Raw genomic sequence first — 19,499 nt, 5'->3', positions numbered from 1 at the left:
TGCGGTCGCTTCTGCTCGCCTAGAGCGGCCGCCACATCCGGTGCACAGTGTGGGTTTTCCGGCCGATCTCGAAACCGGAAAAGCTCCGGATCAGGTGAAATCCCTCGCGCTCCCAAAAGGTGCGTCCGCGCGTATTTTCGTCGAGAACCGCGATCAGAAGTCGTTTTGCGTTGCGCGTTTTTGCAATGGCTTCGATGTGTTCGAGGAAAATGCGGCCGAGGCCCAGTCCTCGTTTTTGCGGGGCAAACAACAGCAGCCCGAGATACGCGTCGTCAGTCTCGGGATAACCGAAGGCCAGATCAGCGATCGCGACAAGCTCGCCGTCAGGCATGAACATGCCGAGCTTGCACGATGCCGCGAGATCGCCGCCCGGCGGGCAATCGGTGAAGAACTCGTCAACCGTCGTCCCGGAAGGGGCCGAGCCGGTTTCCAGCAGGACGAAATCGGCAGCCCGCTCGTACAATCCCAACACAGCCTGGCTATCGTCCCTTGCAGCCAATCTGCGGATTTGAGGGAGGTCGGTATCAGTTGGCACAATATGTTCCCTCATCGGTCGGCTGCTGCGGCGCGGCCCGAAGCTGATCGGGCGGGTCTTGACGGGTGTAACAAAGTGGCAATGTCCAGGTGAGTACATTCTAGTCTGGACCATGGGGGCACAATGTTTGCACGGCGCTGCATCCTCTTTGCCACTTTTTCCGCTTTTTGCGTGGTGTCGATTTTTCTGGCTCCGTCACATGCTGTTGCGGCGTCGGTTTTCCTTGAGGACCAGACCTGGACCGAACTGCGCGATCGCATCGACGCAGGCACGACCAGCATCATCATCCCGATCGGTGGCACCGAGCAGAACGGCCCCGCCATGGCGCTGGGCAAGCACAATGTGCGGGTGAAGTTTCTGGCCGAGAAGATCGCCGAGCGACTGGGCAGCGCATTGGTGGCGCCCGTCATCTCCTATGTGCCGGAAGGGACCATCGATCCGCCGACGGCCCATATGAAGTTTCCAGGCACGATCACGATCAGCGACAAGACTTTCGAGCAACTGCTTGAATCCGCAGCCCGCAGTTTCAAGCTCCATGGCTTCAAGACGATTATCCTGATCGGCGATCACGGCAGCTACCAGGACAATGAACGCGCGGTGGCCGATCGTCTGAACGGCGAATGGCGCAAGACACCAGTCCGCGTTTTTGCGGCTCTCGAATATTACAGGATCACCCAAGGCGCCTATGTGCAGCAGCTCCTGGCTGCCGGTGCCAAACAGTCCGAACTCGGCAAGCATGCGGGTTTGGCCGACACCTCGCTGATGCTCGCCATCGATCCGTCCCTGGTGCGCCAGGACCGTATCGCTGGCGGGGCGAAATTCGGTGCGGCCGATGGCGTCTACGATGGCGACCCGACGCGCTCGTCGGCCGCGTTCGGCCAGCTTGGCGTCGAGCTGATCGTTGCGGGAACGGTCGAGGCAATCAACAACTTCATTGCAAAGCAGCCAAAATGACTGGAGCGTTCAAGCTTCTTTCGGGAGTCTTCGCACCATCGCTGGTGTTGGTGATGTTGTCGGCAACCACCGTCTTGGCCGGCTCATGCCCCGAAGACTGCAGCGAGCCGCCGGCATCGTCGGCGCCGATCAACATCTACAGCCAGACGACGTCAGACCATCTGAGCCCGGTGACGAAGGATGCGCTGCCGCGGGTCTATGTGCCCAACCATTCGTCCAACAGCGTGTCGGTGATCGACATGGTGACGCTGAAGGAGGTCGACCGGTTCACGGTCGGGCTGCAGCCGCAGCACATTGTCCCGTCATGGGACCTGAAGACGCTGTGGATCGCCAACAACGCCAGCCGCACGAAGAAGGGCAGCCTGACGCCCCTCGACCCAAAAACCGGCAAGCCGGGCACCGCCATTCCGGTGAACGATCCCTACAACATGTATTTCCTGCCCGATGGCAGCTCGGCGGTCGTCGTCGACGAAGCCGTGAAACAGCTGGACTTGCGCGATCCGCAGACCATGGCGCTGAAGTCGGTCATCCCGACGCCGACCTGCCACGGAATCAATCACGCCGATTTTGCCGCGGACAACAGCTACGCCATATTCACCTGCGAATTCGGCGGCGGTGGCCTGGTGAAGGTTGATCTGCAAAACCAGAAGGTCCTTGGCAGCCTTACCTTGTCTAAGAAAGGCATGCCGCAGGACATCAGGCTTTCGCCCGACGGCAAGGTTTTTTATGTCGCCGACATGATGAATGACGGTGTCTTCCTGATCGATGGCGACAGCTTCACCGAGATCGGCTTCATTGCCACCGGCGTTGGAACACACGGCTTTGCGGTCAGCCGCGACGGGACACGGCTTTACGTCTCCAATCGCGGTACCCACCACATGGATCAGTCCCATCCAAAGGGACCGGGCAGCGTTTCCGTCATCGATTTCGCCACCCGTGCGGTCGTCGCGCAATGGCCCATACCGGGCGGAGGCAGCCCCGACATGGGCAATGTCAGCGCCGACGGAAAACAACTGTGGCTGTCCGGCCGCTTCGACAACGAGGTGTACATGTTCGACACCACGACAGGTGCCGTTGTGAAGGTTCCTGTCGGCGCCGAACCCCATGGCCTGACGGTGTGGCCACAGCCCGGCAGATACTCCCAAGGACATACCGGTAACATGCGCTGAGCCTGCACCGGTCTTTGTGCGTCGCCATGCGATGCTGCGCTGGCCGTTGAATGCCGCGACTTTCCCGAGGCGGATTTGCCCAAATGGCCAAATCCCTTGCCCTTGGCGGCCGAATCCTGTCAGTCAAACCTATGGAATTCTCACCTCAGCAGGACGAAGCGCTGCAGGCCGTGGCGCGCTGGCTCAAATCCGGAAAGCCGCAGGTTTTCCGCCTGTTCGGTTATGCCGGCACTGGCAAGACGACCTTGGCGCGCTATTTCGCCGAGCATGTCGACGGCCAGGTGCAATTCGCCGCCTTCACCGGCAAGGCGGCCCAGGTGCTGCGCTCGAAGGGCGCCACCAACGCGCGTACGATTCATTCGCTGATCTACCGGCCCAAGGGGGAAGAGGCGATCGCCGATGAGGCGACCGGCAAGACGTCGATGTCGCCGACCTTTTCGCTCAATCGGCAGAGCCCCATCGCCAAGGCCAAGCTGGTGGTCATCGACGAGTGTTCGATGGTCGACGAGCAGCTTGGGCGCGATCTCCTGACCTTCGGAACGCCGGTGCTGGTGCTGGGCGATCCGGCGCAGTTGCCGCCGATCTCGGGCGGCGGTTTCTTCACCGAGCACGAGCCGGATTTCCTGTTGACCGAAATCCATCGTCAGGCGCGCGACAACCCGATCCTGAGGCTGGCGCTCGACGTGCGCGAGGGCCGTGAGTTCATGCGCGGCGACTATGGCACCGCCCAGGTGATCGGCAAGGAAGACGTGACCCAGGATCTGGTGCTCGACGCCGACCAGGTGCTCGTCGGCACCAACAGAACGCGCAAACGCTACAATCAGCGACTGCGCGAGCTGAAAGGCTTTACCGCCGGCTATCCGCAGGCGGGCGACAAGCTGGTGTGCCTGCGCAACGACCCGGCCAAGGGCCTGCTCAACGGTTCGTTGTGGAAGGTGATGACGTCGTCGCGTGAGACGGTGAAGCCGGGCATCAATCTTCTGGTTGCACCCGAAGAGGACGATCCGGATCGCGGCGTCGCCAAGATCAAGCTGTTGAAGCAGACATTCGAGAACCCCGACGAGGACATCCCCTGGGGGACCAAGAAGCGCTACGACGATTTCGACTATGGCTACGCGCTGACGGTGCACAAGGCGCAGGGCTCGCAGTGGAATAATGTCGTGCTGTTCGATGAAAGCTGGGCTTTCAAGGACACGCGTCAGCGCTGGCTCTACACGGCGATCACGCGTGCGGCAGAGCGGCTGACCATCGTGCGCTAGCGATTGACGTGAGGCTGAGGTGCCTCAGGCGACGATCTCGAAAAACACTGCAGTGGCGTCGTCGGACACCTTGAAGCGTGGGAAACGCTTGCCGTCAGGGTCTTCGATCCGCTCGATGTGGCGCAGTTCCTGCAAGAGCTGGGCGAGACCGGCATCGCCGGCCGTGCGGACGAATTCAGCGACGCCGTAGCGGTCGTACTGGTCGACAAGGGCGGCAAAACCGTCGGAGCACAGCAGGCCGCGGGCGGGCAGGGTTACGGCCAGTTGCTCGCTGACGACATGATCGGCGGCATCAGGTTCGGTTCCCAGCGTCCATACCGAACCGCCTGGTCGGTTGTAGGCGGCGCGGCGGCGGCGCAGCTCGTCGCGCACGACGGGCGCGTCGGCGAGCGCCTGATGCGTTGCAAAGCCGCCGGATTGGGCGATCGCCTTGCGTGCACCGTCGCGTTCATAAGCATGGGCGCTCTTGATGGCGCTGGTGTCGAATTCCCGTCCGTCGGCGTCGATCAGGAAAAGACGGCAGTCGCCCAGGCCGTGGGTGACCACGACATCGTCTTCGACGCGCAGCATCTGGAACCCCGCGACCGGCATGTTCCATGGCTCGATCGGCAAGGCGTGGGCCGCCTCATGCACCACATTGAAGGCACGCTGGTTGAGCTCGCGCACGACATCGGCAACCTCGCGGCCGTCGCGAACCAGCTCTTCGAAGGTGCTTCTGGCGAAGCGGGCAAGCCAGGCGGCATCAGAACCGTGGAGGCCGACGATGCTGTTGCCGCCGAGCCCGGTGGCTCCGTCGATGACGAAGGCGCAATTGGCGTTGCCGCCGGCGCTGTCTTCATTCGGGCGCGATGCGGAGCCTGGGGCGGTGATGGAATCGATGATGCGAATGCTTGGCATGATGACCGATGTCTGGCCGGTACCGGTGACCGGATTGTGACGACAGCCTGGTCGGCTGGACTTACCCCGGCCTTCCCAATTTCCCTGGTGCGCGATGCAGGGTTGTAGTCGGCGTGGTTTGTGCCAGATTGGCGTGAGCCAACGATCGGCGGTCGCCAATGGACAGCAGCGAGTTTCAGCAAGTCATCGGTCTCGGTCAGAACTGCCGCTCCAAGTTTTGGATCAGGCAGGCATTTGGCCGGGAGGTTTCGAAAAGAGGCGTGTTCGATTGGCAGGTTACGCCGACCGACACCGTGATCGAGTATTTCCGCCGCGATTTCGCCGGCATGTTCGAGCGCGAAGATCTCGCCATCCGCAATGGCATCGTCTTCAATCGCCGCTTCGGGACGACGCACAACCACGAGTTTCCCAAAGGCCTGTCGGACGGGGGGCTGGACGCTCTCTACCCTGTCGCCCGGCAAAAGCACGATGCCTGGTGCGCGGTGACGAAGAACGCGCTGCGCAGCAATCTGTCTGCGCTTGTCGTGCTGGGCATGCCGGTCACTCCCATCCAGGAGCAGATGATTTCCGACCTGCTGGCCGAGGCAAATCGACAGAGACCGTTCCTGCTGCTCGCCTCTCCTGAGGGCGACGTGGGTGGGGACTGGAGCGGCAATCAAGATGTGTGGACGAAGCATCTTGCCGGGTTTCGTATCGTGCCGCCCTTGTCGATCAGGCTCGCCAACCAGTTGCGCCGGCTCCGCAAGAACATCCGCTATCTCAAACCCCGCCGCTATCGTGGCATCGGCCCTCGCGACCAAGAGCGGGTCGAGTTCTCCTAGACGTGCATTCCAAAGGACGCTCTGACTGTCAGATGTCGTCTGCCGGCTTCGCTCCCAGCCATTCCCAGGCCTTGGCTTCGTCGGCGGCGGCAAAATGTTTCGTTTCGATCGACGTCAGCGGTGCGATGAGCCCGACCATGGGCCCCATCCAGGCCGGGCCGCCGACCAGCGCATAGCGCCGGATATGCTGGAACGCCTTGAGCTTGCCCTTGAAGGTGTCAGGGTTGAACAGCGTCGACCAGTCGAAGCCGTCATAGCCCGATGCGCGCAGCAAGACGTCGATCTTGTCGTGGCCCTGATAAGCCGCGTCGAGCAGGCCAAACGCGTTCTCGACATCGGCATTGGTGAAGTGACCGACGATCTCGAAACCGAAGACGTCACTCTTGTCGGTGTCGATGCGCCGAAAGACGGGAGGGGCGTCCATTGAGCTCATGCGAATTTCCTCTTGATACCAGTGGTTTGGCACGGCGGCGGCGATGCGTTGCCGCGCTTTGATACTGGAACACACAAAAGCGCTCTCTGTTCCCATCCAAGGCGTGCTAGGTGCTTGAATTCAGTGAACCGATGCGAGCTGCCGATGCCTGCCAAGCTGTCCGTCAACGTCAACGCCATCGCCATGTTGCGCAACCGTCGCGATCTGCCGTGGCCGAGCGTCACTGGGCTCGGCCGCATCGCACTTGCCGCCGGCGCCCATGGGCTGACGGTGCATCCGCGTCCCGACCAGCGGCATGTCCGCTTTTCCGACCTGCCCGAAATCAGGGCCCTGATCGATGATGAGTTTCCCAAGGCCGAGTTCAACATAGAGGGCTATCCGACCGAGGATTTCCTGCAGCTCGTCGAGAAGCACCAGCCGGAACAGGTGACGCTCGTTCCCGACGATCCGACGCAGGCCACCTCCGATCATGGCTGGGACTTCGTTGCCCAGGGCGCATTCCTCAAGCCTGTCGTCGCCCGGCTGAAGAAGGGCGGCTTCAGGGTGTCGCTGTTTTCCGATGCCGATCCGGCAGGGGTGAATGCTGCGCGCGACACGGGCGCCGACCGGATCGAATTATTCACCGGCCCCTATGGCGCCTGCCATTCCGACCGGGCGCAGGCAGCCAGGGAATTGGACCTGCTCGGCAAGACGGCCGATGCGGCGATGGCCGCCGGGCTTGCCGTCAATGCCGGCCATGACCTCGTCGTCGACAATCTGCCCGCACTCATCCACCGCGTTCCCAGGCTGGCGGAAGTGTCGATCGGACACGGCTTGACGGCTGATGCGCTGGAGCATGGCATGGCGAACACGATCAAGCGGTATCTGAAAGCCTGCGGATGGTGACGAGCCTTGCGTTTTTCGCATAGATCGAACGTCAGCTGTCACAAAACGGCTGTTGCTTTTGCGATACAGCAAGCGTAGAGCCCCGCGGCTTCACGGAGAGTCGTTCATGGCCGATGCCGGCGCTGGCAAAGCGGAAACAGGCGGGCAGGCGGTCCAGAAGGACGGCCATTCCCAGGATATCAGGATTCTTGTCATCGGTGCGCTGGGTGTCGTCTTCGGCGACATCGGTACGAGCCCGATCTACGCATTTCGCGAAGCGCTGGTTGCCTCGTCGTCGGGCGGGCAGGTGGCTTCGCGCGAAGATATCCTTGGCGTGCTGTCGCTCATCATCTGGGCACTGACGATCATCGTCACGATCAAATACGTCATGTTCGTGCTTCGAGCGCACAATCGCGGCGAGGGCGGTACGCTGTCGCTGATGGCGCTGGCGCGGCGCAGCCTGCCCAAGCACTCGGGAATAATCCTGGCGCTCGGCATGGTCGGCGCGTCGCTGTTTTACGGCGATGCGGTCATCACGCCGGCGATTTCGGTGCTCTCGGCGGTGGAAGGCCTGAAGGTCGTGACACCTGCCTTCGATCCTTATGTCGTGCCGCTGACGCTGATGATTCTGGCTGTCGTCTTTGCGGTGCAGCGCTTCGGCACGGGCGGCGTGGCGATCGTGTTTGGGCCGGTGACGCTGATCTGGTTCATCGCCATCGGCTATTCGGGCGTCGTGCACATCGCCGACGACCCCGAGATCCTGCTTGCCGTCAATCCGATCTACATCGTCCAGTTTCTGATGGATCAGCCGGAGGTGTCGTTCGTCACCATCGGCGCGATCTTCCTGGCGGTGACGGGCGCGGAAGCGCTTTATGCCGACCTTGGCCATTTCGGCCGCCGTCCGATCGTGCTGGCGTGGCTCATCATCGTTTTCCCCTGCCTGCTGCTCAATTACGCAGGGCAGGGCGCGTATGTGCTGTCGCATGGCGGCACTGTCGGCCATCCCTTCTTCGAGATGAACGAGGGCTGGATGCTGGTGCCGATGGTGCTGCTGGCGACCGCAGCAACCGTCATCGCCAGCCAGGCGGTGATCAGCGGCGCCTATTCGCTGACCCGCCAGGCGGTGCAGCTCAACATGCTGCCGCGCCTTGCCATCCTGCACACGTCGGAGACGACGCTGGGCCAGATCTACATGCCGCGCGTCAATCTGCTGCTGGCCCTGGTGGTAATGCTTCTGGTCGTCGGCTTCGGTGAGTCGAGCAAGTTGGCTGCGGCCTACGGCATCTCGGTGACCGGCAACATGCTGGTGACGACGCTGCTGCTGTCGATCGTGATGCTGCGTATCTGGCGCTGGCCGCTCTTTGCCGTCATTGCCGTCATCACCGTCTTTGGGCTGATCGACGTCGGCTTCTTCCTGTCCAACATCGTCAAGGTGCATGAGGGCGGCTGGGCGTCGCTGCTGGTGGCCTTTGCCATCGTCATCGTCATGTGGACCTGGGTGCGCGGCAGCCGCTATCTGTTCGACAAGACGCGCAAGAACGAGATTCCGCTGAACTTCCTGGCGGAAAACCTGAGCAAGAAGAAGCCGCAGCTCGTTCCGGGTACGGCGGTGTTCCTGACCAGCGATCCCGACAGCGCGCCCACCGCGCTGATGCACAGCCTCAAGCACTACAAGGTGCTGCACGAGCAGAACGTGATCCTGTCTGTCGTAACCGCCCAGCAGCCGATCGTGCCCGACAGCGAGCGGGTGAAGATGGAGCAGGTCAATGACCTGTTCATGCGGGTCAAGCTGAAGTTCGGCTATATGGAGCAGCCGAACATCCCCAAGGCGCTGGCCATCTGTCGCAAGCAGGGCTGGAAGTTCGACATCATGACGACGTCGTTCTTCCTGTCGCGGCGCTCGCTGAAGGCATCGCCCAATTCGGGCATGCCGGGATGGCAGGACAGGCTGTTCATCGGGCTGGCGCGAACGGCTGCCGATGCGACCGAATACTTTCAGATCCCGACCGGGCGCGTGGTCGAGGTCGGCACCCAGGTCTCGATCTAGAGCGCCGCGCGTCCATTCCGGCGCGCAGAGGACGTTCTAACTCTTGGAAACTGGGCATCGTGCTTCCCGAAAATCGATTCCGATTTTCGGGCCGATGCGTCGGCGGGGCAAAGTGAAGCATTGCCAAAGATCTGCTCGCCCGTGACTGTCTGATACGGGCGGACGCAAACATGAGCGGCAGAAAACTTCACATCGCAATCGCCGGCGCCGGTCCTGCAGGGCTGGCGGCGGCACTCTACCTTAAGCGTGACGGTCACAAGGTGACCGTCTTCGAGCGCTTTGCCGAGCCGAAGGCGCTGGGGTCCGGGCTGATCCTGCAGCCGACCGGGCTGACCGTGCTCGGCGACCTCGGGCTTCTCCGCGAAATCCTGGAATTGGGCAGCCGCATCGACCGGCTGCACGGCACGGACGCAGAAAGCGGGCGCACGGTGCTGGACGTTCGCTACGATGCCCGCAGCGGCGGCCGTTTTGGTGTGGCGGTGCATCGCGCAGCGCTGTTCGGCGTGCTCTATCGCGCGGCTCGGCGCGAGAAAATCGAGATCGTCACAGATGTCGAACTGGAGCGGATCGACAGCGGCGAGAACCCGCGACTGCTCGACGCGAGCGGGCGAGCTGTCGGAACGTTCGATCTCGTCGTCGACGCAACCGGCGCACGTTCGAGGCTGCGCGGCAGTGCCGGGCTGACGGATCAGCCCAGGCCGCTCGAATATGGTGCATTCTGGGCTTCGCTCGCCTGGCGTGGCGAAGGATTTCACCCGAATGCGCTTATCCAGCGCTACCGCCGCGCCAGCGTCATGATCGGGGTGTTGCCGATAGGTCGTGCGGAACCAGGCGGGCCCGACATGGCGGCATTCTTCTGGAGCCTGAAACCAAACGAGGCCGAGCGGGTTCGCACGGAAGGGCTCGGCGCCTGGAAAACGCGGGTCGCGTCTTTGTGGCCGGAATGTTCTGCCTATCTCGACCAGATCGACGATTTCAACCAGCTGACTTTGGCGCGCTACGGCCATCATACGCTGGCAAAACCGGCGGCACGGGGCTTTGCCGTCATCGGCGATGCCGCCCATTCGACCAGCCCTCAGCTGGGGCAGGGCGCGAACATGGCCTTGCTCGACGCCGCAGCCCTTGCCCATGCGCTCCGTAAGCATGGTGAGGTCGATGTGGCGCTCTCTGCCTATGCGCGGTCCCGCCGCGCGCATATCAGACTTTTCCAGGCACTCTCGCTTGCGTTCACGCCGTTCTACCAGTCGGATGCGGTGCTGCTGCCGTTCCTGCGTGACAGGCTGGTGGCGACGGTGGCCAAGGTGCCGCCTGCGCCGCAGCTGCTGGCCTCGATCGTTGCCGGCACACTGGTCGATCCTTTTGCCGCGATCGGGCTCACGGAAGCCGATTGGCTTGGCCTCACGAAAGAGGTCGAGATCCCGGCTTGAGCCGCCATGCGGTTGTGGCTACGCTGCGGCATATCAACCGAGGGGCGTGTCATGACGGGCTCGATTTCGCGTGGAATGCGCCAGCTGCTTGCGGCGATGATACTGGTCGCCGCGGGCTGCATGCCCGCGCTGGCCGATGCGACGGTGCCGACGGCAGACATCGAGGGCTCCGCCGACAACGCGCTTGCCAAGCGTTATGACGGTTCGTTCATCGTCTACTACCAGAAGCTCGACTACACTGACTTCACGGTGCCGATGGCCGCGCTGAAAGCCGATGCCGATCCCGACAAGCGCGACAAGAACAACAACCGGGTGTTCAGGCCGGAGAAGGCGGAAGAGGTCGAGGGCACGCTGACGCGCATCTTCTATGTCCTGCCCGATGGCCGTTCGCCACTCGAAGTGCTGCGCAACTATCAGGACGTGGTGCAGGCGGCCGGCGGCGAGGTGGCGTTCGAGTGCAAGAAGGAGGAGTGCGGCGGCGATGCCTCGCGCTCGGCCTCGAGCGGCGGCGGCGACATGAGCCTGATGATGAACTTCTTCTATGACAGCGACCTGGGCGTCGAGGCATTCTCGAATGCCGCCTGCGCGGCGTCGTCAGGGGTCGCCGACCAGCGCTATTTTAGCGCCAGGGTACCGCGCGACGGCGGCGATGCCTATGTCACTGTGCAGACCTTCCAGCTGCTTGACGATCTCTACTGCAAGGAACTGAACGGACGCACCGTGGCCATGGTTCACGTGATCGAGCCCAAGGCGCGCGACAAGAAGATGGTGCTGGTGGAAGCAGCCAAGATGGCGGATTCGCTTTCGACCAGCGGCGGCATATCGCTCTACGGCATCTTCTTCGACACCGACAAGGCCGACATCAAGCCGGAGTCCGAGCCGACACTGAAGGAGATCGCCAAGCTTCTGGGCGACAATCCGGCACTTGCGGTGGCCGTTGTCGGGCACACCGACAACCAGGGCAAGTTCGACTACAACATCGACCTGTCCAATCGCCGGGCGGCGGCGGTGAAGTCGGTGCTGGTGTCGCAATATGGCATCGATGCTGGACGGCTGACCGCAGCGGGCGCCGGCATGATGGCGCCGGTCGCGACCAACGACAATGACGAGGGTCGGGCCAAGAACCGGCGCGTGGCGCTGGTCAAGCTGAACTGACCTGCGGCGTCGCCGGGTCCGTCGTGCGGCAGCGGACCCGGGCCCAGGTGAAATTGCAATCGAGGATGCGATCGGAGCAACTCCAGGAAAGGTGTGAAGCGGTTTTCCATCGGGAATTGCGTCTGATCCAGGAGGGGGCCAGATGAAGGACGACGACCAACTGGCGCGGCAGGGGCTGCGTGGTCTTCACGCCTTGTCGGCGTTTTTCATCGGGTTTTTCGTGCTTTTGCACATGGCCAACCATCTCGTCGGTCTGGGCGGGCAGGAGACGCACATCGCCTTCATGGCGAAGGCACGGCAGATCTATCGGCAGCCATATGTCGAAGTGGCCTTGATCGGCCTCATCCTGTGGCAGGTCGGCAGCGGGCTGTTCATGCTGGTGCGCAACCTGACCAGGATCAAGGGAGTGGCCGCGTGGGCGCAGGCCCTGTCAGGTGGCTATCTCGCGCTGTTCCTGCTTGTTCATGTCACGGCCGTCATCGCCGGACGCGCCGCCTTTGGCCTCGACACCGACTTTCGCTACGCGGCCGCGGGATTTTTCGCGGCACCCTGGCACTGGTTCTTTGCGCCGTATTATTTCCTCGGCGTGCTCGCGCTGTTCGTTCACGTCGGCTGCGCGGCCTATTGGAACGTCGGCGCGAGCCGGCCGATGCTGGGCGCAACCCTGCTCGGCGGCTTTGCCGGGCTGGGCGCGCTGTTTGCGGGGCTGATCGTCATGGCGCTGTCGGGGGCACTGTTCACGGTCGCCATCCCCGCGCATTATCTTGCGCCCTACGGACAGTAGGCTGCTTGGCCTCGGTCGCTGGTAGGGCACAGAAGGCCTGTGTGCACAACGCGTCGGCGCTGATGTGGCCGAAGCTCCGCCGATCAGGGAATGATCCGGCGCTGGCGCAGCTCGCCGAAGGTGCGCATGAACATCTCCTCAGTGTCGACGAATTCGTGGAAGCCGAAGCGGCGCGCCTTGCTGCCGTCGGCGAAGAAGTCGTAGTCCCAGCCGAAGACGAAGTCGGCGAAGCGCCAGGACGACACGTCGCTGTAAGGCGTGTCGACCAGCCCATGCCGGGCCTTCATCTTGTCCCAAAGCGGCTGTTTGTCGCCCATGATGGTGTCGAGCGACATCGGCAAGGGCGGGGCTGTGTCGATGCCGAAGTTTGCGGCGATCTGCGGCCACATCTCGTTCCAGCGAAACAGGTCGCCATTGGTGATGTTGAACGCCTGGTTGGCGCAGCGTTCGTCTGTTGCCGCCCAGACGGTGGCCCGTGCCAACAGGTCGGCATCGGTCATCTCGATGATCTTGTCATAGGCGCCGGGTTTGCCGGGAAAACGCAGCGGCAGGCCGAGTTCCCTGGACATGGAGGCATAGACGGCGATGGCGATCGCGAGGTTCATCGGGTTGCCCAGTGCCTGGCCGATGACAACAGAGGGGCGCAGTGCCGACCAGCTCCAGCTCTTGCCTTGCTGCCGGTCTTCCAGAAGATCCTGCTGGTCGATGTTGAATTCGGGCGGCATGTGCTTGGCGTCGGTCTCGCGTGCCGGCGTCTTGAACGGCCCGAGATGTGCGCCATAGACCTTGTAGCCCTGCATCAGGCTGATGTGGCGCAAGTTCTTGGCTGCCGGCTCGACCGTGTCGACGACGTTGCGCAGCATGGCGACATTGGGCTCGACCAGTTCCGCCCAGCTTGGCCGGTCCTGATAGGCGGCGTAGAAGATGTGGGTGACGTCGCTCAGGCTGCCGAGCTTTTCCCTGGCGTCCTTGATATCAAGCAGATCCACCGCGACATGGCGGATCTGGCCCTGGCTCGGGCCACCGCGTCGGGACAGCCCGACAATGTTCCAGTTGCCGAGTGCTGCCAGATGGCTGGCGAGATTGCTGCCGATGACGCCATGGGCGCCGACGATGAGTGCGGTGTTGGTTTTCATCATCCAAATCTCCTGTGGACTGCTGATATGGACTTAAGGATCAGGATGAATTAGACGTCGTTTCATCTCAGTATTTATGACGTGAGTTCACAATGATGCGTGTCGACGTCAACCGCTTCGGCGAGATGGAAGTGTTTGCCCGGGCGGTGGAATGCGGCGGGTTTTCGGCCGCGGCGCGGACGCTGGCGATGTCGCCATCGGCCGTCAGCAAGCTGGTGTCGCGGCTGGAGAGCCGCCTCGGAGCACGACTGGTTAATCGCTCGACCCGCCGTCTGCAACTGACACCCGAAGGCTGCGCCTTTTATGAGCGCAGTGTCGTCATCCTTGCCGATCTCAAGGAGGCGGAGCAATGCGCGGCATCAGGCGAAGCGCCGCGCGGACGCCTGCGCGTCAACGCCAATGTGCCTTTCGGGACACATTTCCTTTTGCCGCTGCTGCCACGGTTCCTGGCCCGGTATCCCGATATTTCGGTCGACGTCGCCTTGTCCGACACGGTTGTCGACCTGCTCGAGGCGCGGGCAGACGTGGCGATCCGGGCCGGTCCGATGAAGAGCTCCAGCCTTGTCGCACGCAAACTCGGCGCAACCCGCATGACGATTGTCGGCGCGCCGGCCTATTTCGCGACGCGCGCGATGCCGCGCAGTGCTGAAGAATTGAAAGGGCATAATCTGCTTGGCCCGTCTTATGTGCGCAGCATGCCGGGATGGCCGGTTTTGCAGGACGGCGTCGTTGTCGAGGTCGCGCCCACCGGCAACGCGCAGGCAAGCGATGGCGAGGCTTTGCGCGCGCTCGCGCTGGCCGGCCTCGGGCTTGCGCGGATGGCGGCGTTCCAGGTGCGCGACGACCTCGCGGCCGGCAGGCTGGTTGCCGTGCTCGAACAGGCCAATCCCGGCGACCTCGAAGACGTCCATGCAGTCTTCCTTGGTAGCGGCGGCCCGGTGCCGGCACGGGTGAGGGCGCTGCTCGACTTCCTGGTCGAGGCGGTCGATCTCGGTTTACCTCCTCGACTGCTTTAGGTGGTCAGCGCGGATTGAGCGCGTACAGCCTTATCGCCTCCATCAAACCCGACTGTGCCTCTTGGGTTAGGGGTGTCGGTTGCGCGACGAAAGCGCCGGCGGCCGAGGCCTCGGTCAATTGTTCGGGGCTGAGTTGCGCGAAAACGGTGTCCCTCGCGACTTTTGTCGACTGGTCAGAGGTTACGCCAGGCATCTGCGCGAACATCAAAAGATAGCGATAGCTGAGCGCCAGGTCCCTTGGCGCGATTTCACCTTGCTCATAAACGGTGCTGAGCCGGCGGATTGCGGTCGGTTCGCCCTGTTTTGCAGCTTCCGTCCACCATCTTATCGCCTCGTCGTACTGTTGCGCGGCGTAGTAGTGTTCGGCGACTGAGGTCTGGGCCAGATGATAGCCTTGCTCGGCGGCAACCAGCTTGTATTTCAGGCCGAGAACATTGTTCTCGGGAACGACACCTGGAAATTGCCCGTCGTAATAGCATCCAACCTTATAGGCCGCGAGCGGATCGCCCGAGGCGGCTGATTTGCGAAACCACTCGAAGGCTTCGCTTGGATTGGCTTCGGTGCCGATGCCATTGTTGTGCATCATTCCCAGATGATATTGGGCCTCCGGATTTCCTTCGACGGCGAGGGTGAGCATTCCTCTGAATAGCTGTTCATAACGATCGGCGGCGTACGTCGTGTGATTTCCGAACAGCAAGATGAGGAATGAGACGATCCAAAATGCTCTATGCAAGGCTTTCATTTTCATGACTCCAGCATAGTTCGGGCCAGATCATATTCTTGGAGCGGCGGAACTCTGGCAAGCCAAATCTCCCGCGGTGAGGGCGGGGCCGGCCTGCCGGGTGCATATGCATGGTGTGCGACCAAGCGACATTTGTTGAACACCGCGCACTTGCCCATTGCGGGGCCTTGAAAATTGCGGCATAAGCCGAACCGTAACGTACGGTACGGCTCCTTTGGAGCGAGCCGACGGAGCGCGACAGGCTGGGAACGATGTTGCAGACAACCACCGAGATGATGGAAGGCGAGGGGCCGACAGCGCGTCAGCAGGACGTGCTCGACGCCGTGCTGCGCCTGCTCGTCGAGGAAGGCGACCGCCTGACCATGACGGCGGTTGCGCGCCGCGCCAGCTGCTCCAAGGAAACATTGTACAAATGGTTCGGCGACCGTGACGGCCTGCTGACCGCCACCGTGCAGTGGCAGGCGGCCAAGGTTCGCGTCACGCCGGTGGACCGCAAGGGCCTTGACCTTGCCGCACTGACCGCCAGCCTCGAACGTTTTGCCTCCGACTGGCTGCGGGTGATCTCAAGCGACACCTCGATTGCGCTGAACCGGGTTGGGGTCGTGCATGCCGGATCGGACAAGCGCGACCTCGGCGCCATCGTGCTCGAGCGCGGTCGCTTTGCGCTGGGCCGGCGCCTGAAGCCGGTGCTGGAAGCCGGCCGCGAGGCAGGGCTACTCGAATTCGACGATGCCGAGACGGCATTTAGGACATTCTTTGGGCTGGTCGCCCGCGACGTGCAGATCAGACTTCTGCTCGGCGACCGGCTGAAATTGACTGAGGCGGAGATGGACGGCGATGCCGTGCGCGCGACGCAGCAGTTCCTGGCTCTTCATGGAGCGAAAACCGGGCCGAAGGCCCTTTGACTGCAAACGGGAAGGAACCCACCAATGCGTGTCTATTACGATCGTGATGCCGATCTCAATCTGATCAAGGGCAAGAAGGTCGCCATCATCGGCTACGGCAGCCAGGGTCGCGCGCATGCGCTGAACCTCAAGGATTCGGGCGCCAAGGAGCTGGTGATCGGCCTGAAGGCCGGCTCGGCGACCGCCAAGAAGGTCGAGGCCGACGGCCTCAAGGTCATGACCGTGGCGGAAGCCGCCAAGTGGGCCGACCTGATGATGATGGCCACCCCCGACGAACTGCAGGCCGACATCTATCGCGACGAGATCGCTCCGAACATCCGCGACGGCGCGGCCATTGCGTTCGCCCATGGCCTCAACGTGCATTTCGGCCTGATCGAGCCGAAGGCTTCGGTCGACGTCGTCATGATCGCGCCGAAGGGCCCGGGTCACACCGTGCGCGGCGAATACCAGAAGGGCGGCGGCGTGCCGTGCCTGGTCGCCGTTCACCAGGACGCTTCGGGCAACGCCCTTGACCTCGCGCTCTCCTACGCCTGCGGCGTCGGCGGCGGCCGTTCGGGCATCATCGAGACCAACTTCAAGGAAGAGTGCGAAACCGATCTGTTCGGCGAGCAGGTGGTCCTCTGCGGCGGTCTGGTCGAGCTCATCCGCGCCGGTTTCGAGACGCTGGTGGAAGCCGGCTACGCGCCTGAGATGGCCTATTTCGAGTGCCTGCACGAAGTGAAGCTGATCGTCGACCTGATCTATGAAGGCGGCATCGCCAACATGAACTACTCGATCTCGAACACCGCCGAGTGGGGCGAATATGTCACGGGTCCGCGTATCATCACCGCCGAGACCAAGGCCGAGATGAAGCGCGTGCTGCACGACATCCAGACCGGCAAGTTCACCTCTGACTGGATGCAGGAATACCGTTCGGGCGCAGCCCGCTTCAAGGGCATCCGCCGCATGAACGACGCTCACCAGATCGAGGAAGTCGGCACCAAGCTGCGCGGCATGATGCCGTGGATCTCCAAGAACAAGCTGGTCGACAAGGCCAAGAACTAAGAAGTCCTGCAGCGACAGCTGCAAGAAAAAGGCCGGCGGAGCGATCCGCCGGCCTTTTTCATTGGCTGATTGTGGAAACCGGCTCGTCAGCCATAATGCCAGGCGGGCTTGGCCTCGGTGCCTTCGAATTCGACGCCGACGCGCTCGCTCTTGCGCCAGCGGACAACCGCACGGTAGCCGATGCCGTCGACCGGAACATAGAGAAGGAAGCGTTCGGGCACGCGTGCGTCCAGCGGCACGCGCAGTTCGGCGCCACCGCTGTTCTGGTTGCGGATGGTGACGGCGATCTCGGAGTTCTTGACGCCGGTGATGATCGTCGCGCCCTTGAGCACACGATTGCGGTGCTCGCGCTGAGGTTTGGCTTCGGTCTCGTCGGTCATCGGTCGGCTCTTCGGTGCGGCCGCGTGGCTGCATCTCCGACGGCTTCATACACTTGACTTGTAAATATCATGTTATGCGATCTGCCGCGCCGACGCGGCAGACCGACCAGGCGAGCGTGTTCAGCGATAAGGCGACCAGCACTGTTGGCGGGGGCCGTTGTAGGGCTGGAAGGTGTTGTCCCAGGCCCGATACGAACGGTAGCGGTTATAGCACCAGCGGACATGGGCCGAAGATGCCTCGCCGCGATAGATGCGGCGCGGCTGGACATAACGTGGCTGGTAGTAACGCGGCTCGTAATAGCGGTACGCCGGAATGCCGAAGTTCAGGTAGATTCCGGTGCCGCTGAAGTTGCGCCGGTGCTGCGGGCGGTGCCGCCAGCGCCAGTCGTCCCTCCAGCCGTCACGACGCCAATCGTTACGTCGCCAATCGTCGCGGCGCCAGCCATCCTGACGCCAGTTTTCACGGCTCCAGCTATCGCGGCATCCCGGCAGGCTGCCGCAGCGACTTTGGACTGGAATGGGGGTGAGATCCGTTGGCTGGGCGTTGGCCAATGGCATGGACCCCAGGCTGATCGGCCCGGCCGATACGGCAAAGGGCAAGCCGGCGACAAGGCCGAGGGCGACAAGTCCCGAACGGGCAAGGGATGAAAGGGTGCGTTGCATGGTCGTCTCCATAGTCCGAATCCCAAAGGCCCCAGCCCACAGTTTCGATCCAGGTGCCGCATTTTCCGCTGCGCAGCCTGAACGTGCAATGAACGACTTGCTTGCCCCCGACGGGGCTTGTGTTTGACGCATCTTGCGGGCAATGCTCGCGTCCATGTCGCTGCGCCTTGCCACCTTCAATGTCGAGAACCTGATGAACAGGTTCGATTATTCCGGCTATCGCAATCAGCTCAACGAGGATCGAACGCTTGCGCTGTTCGAGATACACAGCGAGGCCGAGTACAGGGTGCTCGAGCAGGCCCGTGCCATTGCGCATGCCGATGACATGCGGCAACTGACCGCGCTCGCCATCGCCGAGACACGCGCCGACATCATCTGCCTGCAGGAGGTCGACAATATCGAGGCGCTGAAGGCCTTCGAATATGGCTATTTGTTCAAGATGGTCGGGCAGGGCTACCAGCACAAATACACGACCTCCGGCAACGACAGCCGTGGCATCGACGTGGCTGTGATGATGCGGGCCGAGACCGCGCAGGGCCAGCCGATCGAGTTCGTGCGCATGACCAGCCACGCGCATGTGACCTTCGAGCAGTTCGGGCTGCACACGCCGGAACTCGCAGCACTGGGGCAGGAGCCGTTCGAACGCATCTTCCGCCGCGACTGCCTGGAGATCGACGTCAAGATCGGCGGCAAGCCGCTGACCATCTATTCGGTGCACTTCAAGTCGATGGGCTCGCCGCGCAATGGCCTGAACGGCCGCGACGCGACCATGCCGATCCGCATCGCCGAGGCCAAGGCCGTCAGGCGCATCATCGAGGACCGCTTCGGCAAGGATCATGTCGCCGACAAGCGCTGGGTGATCTGCGGCGACATGAACGACTATCGCCAGAAGCTGGTGATCGGCGGCGACAGCTACCAGGGCTACAGCTTCACGCCCGTCAACGAGACGGGCTCGTGCCTCGACGTGCTCTTGGCTGACGGCTTTGCAGAGAACGTGGTCGAGCGCCTGCCGGAGATGGAGCGCTGGACGCTCTACCATACGCGCGGTCCGCAGGAGCGGCACCTGTGCCAGCTCGACTACATCCTCTTGTCGCCATCGCTGGCACGGAGCAATGTGCAGGCGAGGCCCGACATCGTGCGCCGCGGCCAGCCCTGGCGCACCGTCTTTCCGCCCGGCCAGGAGGTCGAACGTTATCCGCGCGCCGGCTGGGACAGGCCCAAGGCCTCCGACCATTGCCCCGTCGCCGTCACCCTCGATATCGCCTGAG

20 protein-coding genes are annotated in these 19,499 nt (G+C 62.7%); 13 read left to right on the top strand and 7 right to left on the bottom strand.

The features are described from left to right. Nucleotides 1-19: 19 nt before the first annotated feature. Nucleotides 20-550, bottom strand: a complete 531-nt coding sequence (locus B015_RS0114925) for a GNAT family N-acetyltransferase (protein WP_040456240.1) — start codon at nucleotides 548-550, stop codon at nucleotides 20-22. A 108-nt stretch (nucleotides 551-658) separates the two neighbouring features. Between B015_RS0114925 and B015_RS0114920 the strand changes: the two genes are divergently transcribed. From B015_RS0114920 to B015_RS0114910, 3 genes are all read left to right on the top strand, one after another. Next, nucleotides 659-1,489 carry a creatininase family protein gene (locus tag B015_RS0114920; RefSeq protein ID WP_018428514.1) on the top strand — a complete coding sequence of 277 codons (831 nt, stop codon included), beginning with the start codon at nucleotides 659-661 and terminating at the stop codon, nucleotides 1,487-1,489. Then, nucleotides 1,486-2,658, top strand: a complete 1,173-nt coding sequence (locus B015_RS0114915) for a YncE family protein (RefSeq protein ID WP_018428513.1) — start codon at nucleotides 1,486-1,488, stop codon at nucleotides 2,656-2,658. Before B015_RS0114920 ends, B015_RS0114915 begins: the two co-directional genes overlap by 4 nt. A gap of 131 nt (nucleotides 2,659-2,789) precedes the next feature. Further along, a complete protein-coding gene (locus B015_RS0114910; RefSeq protein ID WP_018428512.1) occupies nucleotides 2,790-3,917 on the top strand; it encodes an ATP-dependent RecD-like DNA helicase in 1,128 nt (375 codons plus the stop codon). A gap of 24 nt (nucleotides 3,918-3,941) precedes the next feature. On the opposite strand, the gene B015_RS0114905 is transcribed toward B015_RS0114910, so the two are convergent. Next, the gene (locus B015_RS0114905; protein ID WP_018428511.1) at nucleotides 3,942-4,814 is read right to left on the bottom strand and encodes a protein phosphatase 2C domain-containing protein; all 873 of its coding nucleotides are present in this window, start codon (nucleotides 4,812-4,814) and stop codon (nucleotides 3,942-3,944) included. Between the two features lie 158 nt (nucleotides 4,815-4,972). Between B015_RS0114905 and B015_RS0114900 the strand changes: the two genes are divergently transcribed. Beyond that, nucleotides 4,973-5,635, top strand: a complete 663-nt coding sequence (locus B015_RS0114900) for a hypothetical protein (RefSeq protein WP_018428510.1) — start codon at nucleotides 4,973-4,975, stop codon at nucleotides 5,633-5,635. Between the two features lie 28 nt (nucleotides 5,636-5,663). Here B015_RS0114900 and B015_RS30920 read toward each other — a convergent pair whose 3' ends face one another. After that, nucleotides 5,664-6,068: an STAS/SEC14 domain-containing protein gene (locus B015_RS30920; protein ID WP_040456239.1), complete on the bottom strand. Its 405-nt coding sequence runs from the start codon at nucleotides 6,066-6,068 to the stop codon at nucleotides 5,664-5,666. A 144-nt stretch (nucleotides 6,069-6,212) separates the two neighbouring features. Here B015_RS30920 and B015_RS0114890 point away from each other — a divergent pair, with 144 nt between their 5' ends. From B015_RS0114890 to B015_RS30915, 5 genes are all read left to right on the top strand, one after another. Further along, on the top strand, nucleotides 6,213-6,953 hold the full coding sequence (locus tag B015_RS0114890) for a pyridoxine 5'-phosphate synthase (protein WP_018428508.1): 741 nt from the start codon (nucleotides 6,213-6,215) through the stop codon (nucleotides 6,951-6,953). Between the two features lie 106 nt (nucleotides 6,954-7,059). Beyond that, nucleotides 7,060-8,979, top strand: coding sequence for a potassium transporter Kup (locus tag B015_RS0114885; protein ID WP_018428507.1), 1,920 nt, complete (start codon nucleotides 7,060-7,062; stop codon nucleotides 8,977-8,979). A 170-nt stretch (nucleotides 8,980-9,149) separates the two neighbouring features. After that, nucleotides 9,150-10,406, top strand: a complete 1,257-nt coding sequence (locus B015_RS0114880; protein WP_018428506.1) for an NAD(P)/FAD-dependent oxidoreductase — start codon at nucleotides 9,150-9,152, stop codon at nucleotides 10,404-10,406. Nucleotides 10,407-10,457: 51 nt separating this feature from the next. Then, nucleotides 10,458-11,561 carry an OmpA family protein gene (locus B015_RS0114875; protein WP_157632744.1) on the top strand — a complete coding sequence of 368 codons (1,104 nt, stop codon included), beginning with the start codon at nucleotides 10,458-10,460 and terminating at the stop codon, nucleotides 11,559-11,561. Between the two features lie 142 nt (nucleotides 11,562-11,703). After that, nucleotides 11,704-12,345 carry a hypothetical protein gene (locus B015_RS30915; RefSeq protein WP_018428504.1) on the top strand — a complete coding sequence of 214 codons (642 nt, stop codon included), beginning with the start codon at nucleotides 11,704-11,706 and terminating at the stop codon, nucleotides 12,343-12,345. A gap of 83 nt (nucleotides 12,346-12,428) precedes the next feature. Here the strand turns inward: B015_RS30915 and B015_RS0114865 are convergent, their stop codons facing one another. Beyond that, nucleotides 12,429-13,484: an SDR family oxidoreductase gene (locus B015_RS0114865; RefSeq protein WP_018428503.1), complete on the bottom strand. Its 1,056-nt coding sequence runs from the start codon at nucleotides 13,482-13,484 to the stop codon at nucleotides 12,429-12,431. An 89-nt stretch (nucleotides 13,485-13,573) separates the two neighbouring features. On the opposite strand from B015_RS0114865, the gene B015_RS0114860 reads away from it, so the two are divergent. Continuing rightward, nucleotides 13,574-14,497 (top strand): LysR family transcriptional regulator, encoded by a 924-nt coding sequence (locus B015_RS0114860; RefSeq protein ID WP_018428502.1) that lies wholly within the window; start codon nucleotides 13,574-13,576, stop codon nucleotides 14,495-14,497. A 4-nt stretch (nucleotides 14,498-14,501) separates the two neighbouring features. Here B015_RS0114860 and B015_RS0114855 read toward each other — a convergent pair whose 3' ends face one another. Continuing rightward, nucleotides 14,502-15,245, bottom strand: coding sequence for a tetratricopeptide repeat protein (locus tag B015_RS0114855; RefSeq protein ID WP_018428501.1), 744 nt, complete (start codon nucleotides 15,243-15,245; stop codon nucleotides 14,502-14,504). A 245-nt stretch (nucleotides 15,246-15,490) separates the two neighbouring features. On the opposite strand from B015_RS0114855, the gene B015_RS0114850 reads away from it, so the two are divergent. Next, a complete protein-coding gene (locus B015_RS0114850) occupies nucleotides 15,491-16,144 on the top strand; it encodes a TetR/AcrR family transcriptional regulator (protein ID WP_018428500.1) in 654 nt (217 codons plus the stop codon). Between the two features lie 24 nt (nucleotides 16,145-16,168). Further along, on the top strand, nucleotides 16,169-17,188 hold the full coding sequence (gene ilvC / locus B015_RS0114845; RefSeq protein WP_018428499.1) for a ketol-acid reductoisomerase: 1,020 nt from the start codon (nucleotides 16,169-16,171) through the stop codon (nucleotides 17,186-17,188). An 86-nt stretch (nucleotides 17,189-17,274) separates the two neighbouring features. Here the strand turns inward: ilvC and B015_RS0114840 are convergent, their stop codons facing one another. Further along, nucleotides 17,275-17,568 (bottom strand): hypothetical protein, encoded by a 294-nt coding sequence (locus tag B015_RS0114840; RefSeq protein WP_018428498.1) that lies wholly within the window; start codon nucleotides 17,566-17,568, stop codon nucleotides 17,275-17,277. A 120-nt stretch (nucleotides 17,569-17,688) separates the two neighbouring features. Then, nucleotides 17,689-18,231 (bottom strand): BA14K family protein, encoded by a 543-nt coding sequence (locus B015_RS0114835; RefSeq protein ID WP_026227297.1) that lies wholly within the window; start codon nucleotides 18,229-18,231, stop codon nucleotides 17,689-17,691. 154 nt (nucleotides 18,232-18,385) lie between these two features. On the opposite strand from B015_RS0114835, the gene B015_RS0114830 reads away from it, so the two are divergent. After that, complete coding sequence (locus B015_RS0114830) at nucleotides 18,386-19,498, top strand: endonuclease/exonuclease/phosphatase family protein (RefSeq protein WP_026227296.1); 1,113 nt, start codon at nucleotides 18,386-18,388, stop codon at nucleotides 19,496-19,498. The last annotated feature ends 1 nt before the right edge of the window (nucleotide 19,499 follow it).

Origin of the sequence: Hoeflea sp. 108, from assembly GCF_000372965.1 — a bacterium.
Lineage (GTDB): Bacteria > Pseudomonadota > Alphaproteobacteria > Rhizobiales > Rhizobiaceae > Aminobacter.
This window is presented reverse-complemented; position numbering and strand designations above follow the sequence as displayed.

Excerpts from the sequence above, each read along its gene's own strand:
- B015_RS0114910 (WP_018428512.1), top strand. The coding sequence starts at position 2,790 with ATGGAATTCTCACCTCAGCAGGACGAAGCGCTGCAGGCCGTGGCGCGC.
- B015_RS0114835 (WP_026227297.1), bottom strand. The coding sequence starts at position 18,231 with ATGCAACGCACCCTTTCATCCCTTGCCCGTTCGGGACTTGTCGCCCTC.
- B015_RS30915 (WP_018428504.1), top strand. The coding sequence starts at position 11,704 with ATGAAGGACGACGACCAACTGGCGCGGCAGGGGCTGCGTGGTCTTCAC.
- ilvC (WP_018428499.1), top strand. The coding sequence starts at position 16,169 with ATGCGTGTCTATTACGATCGTGATGCCGATCTCAATCTGATCAAGGGC.
- B015_RS0114915 (WP_018428513.1), top strand. The coding sequence starts at position 1,486 with ATGACTGGAGCGTTCAAGCTTCTTTCGGGAGTCTTCGCACCATCGCTG.
- B015_RS0114865 (WP_018428503.1), bottom strand. The coding sequence starts at position 13,484 with ATGATGAAAACCAACACCGCACTCATCGTCGGCGCCCATGGCGTCATC.
- B015_RS0114860 (WP_018428502.1), top strand. The coding sequence starts at position 13,574 with ATGATGCGTGTCGACGTCAACCGCTTCGGCGAGATGGAAGTGTTTGCC.
- B015_RS0114855 (WP_018428501.1), bottom strand. The coding sequence starts at position 15,245 with ATGAAAATGAAAGCCTTGCATAGAGCATTTTGGATCGTCTCATTCCTC.
- B015_RS0114840 (WP_018428498.1), bottom strand. The coding sequence starts at position 17,568 with ATGACCGACGAGACCGAAGCCAAACCTCAGCGCGAGCACCGCAATCGT.
- B015_RS0114905 (WP_018428511.1), bottom strand. The coding sequence starts at position 4,814 with ATGCCAAGCATTCGCATCATCGATTCCATCACCGCCCCAGGCTCCGCA.
- B015_RS0114900 (WP_018428510.1), top strand. The coding sequence starts at position 4,973 with ATGGACAGCAGCGAGTTTCAGCAAGTCATCGGTCTCGGTCAGAACTGC.
- B015_RS0114925 (WP_040456240.1), bottom strand. The coding sequence starts at position 550 with ATGAGGGAACATATTGTGCCAACTGATACCGACCTCCCTCAAATCCGC.
- B015_RS0114890 (WP_018428508.1), top strand. The coding sequence starts at position 6,213 with ATGCCTGCCAAGCTGTCCGTCAACGTCAACGCCATCGCCATGTTGCGC.
- B015_RS0114885 (WP_018428507.1), top strand. The coding sequence starts at position 7,060 with ATGGCCGATGCCGGCGCTGGCAAAGCGGAAACAGGCGGGCAGGCGGTC.
- B015_RS0114875 (WP_157632744.1), top strand. The coding sequence starts at position 10,458 with ATGACGGGCTCGATTTCGCGTGGAATGCGCCAGCTGCTTGCGGCGATG.
- B015_RS0114880 (WP_018428506.1), top strand. The coding sequence starts at position 9,150 with ATGAGCGGCAGAAAACTTCACATCGCAATCGCCGGCGCCGGTCCTGCA.
- B015_RS0114830 (WP_026227296.1), top strand. The coding sequence starts at position 18,386 with ATGTCGCTGCGCCTTGCCACCTTCAATGTCGAGAACCTGATGAACAGG.
- B015_RS30920 (WP_040456239.1), bottom strand. The coding sequence starts at position 6,068 with ATGAGCTCAATGGACGCCCCTCCCGTCTTTCGGCGCATCGACACCGAC.
- B015_RS0114850 (WP_018428500.1), top strand. The coding sequence starts at position 15,491 with ATGTTGCAGACAACCACCGAGATGATGGAAGGCGAGGGGCCGACAGCG.
- B015_RS0114920 (WP_018428514.1), top strand. The coding sequence starts at position 659 with ATGTTTGCACGGCGCTGCATCCTCTTTGCCACTTTTTCCGCTTTTTGC.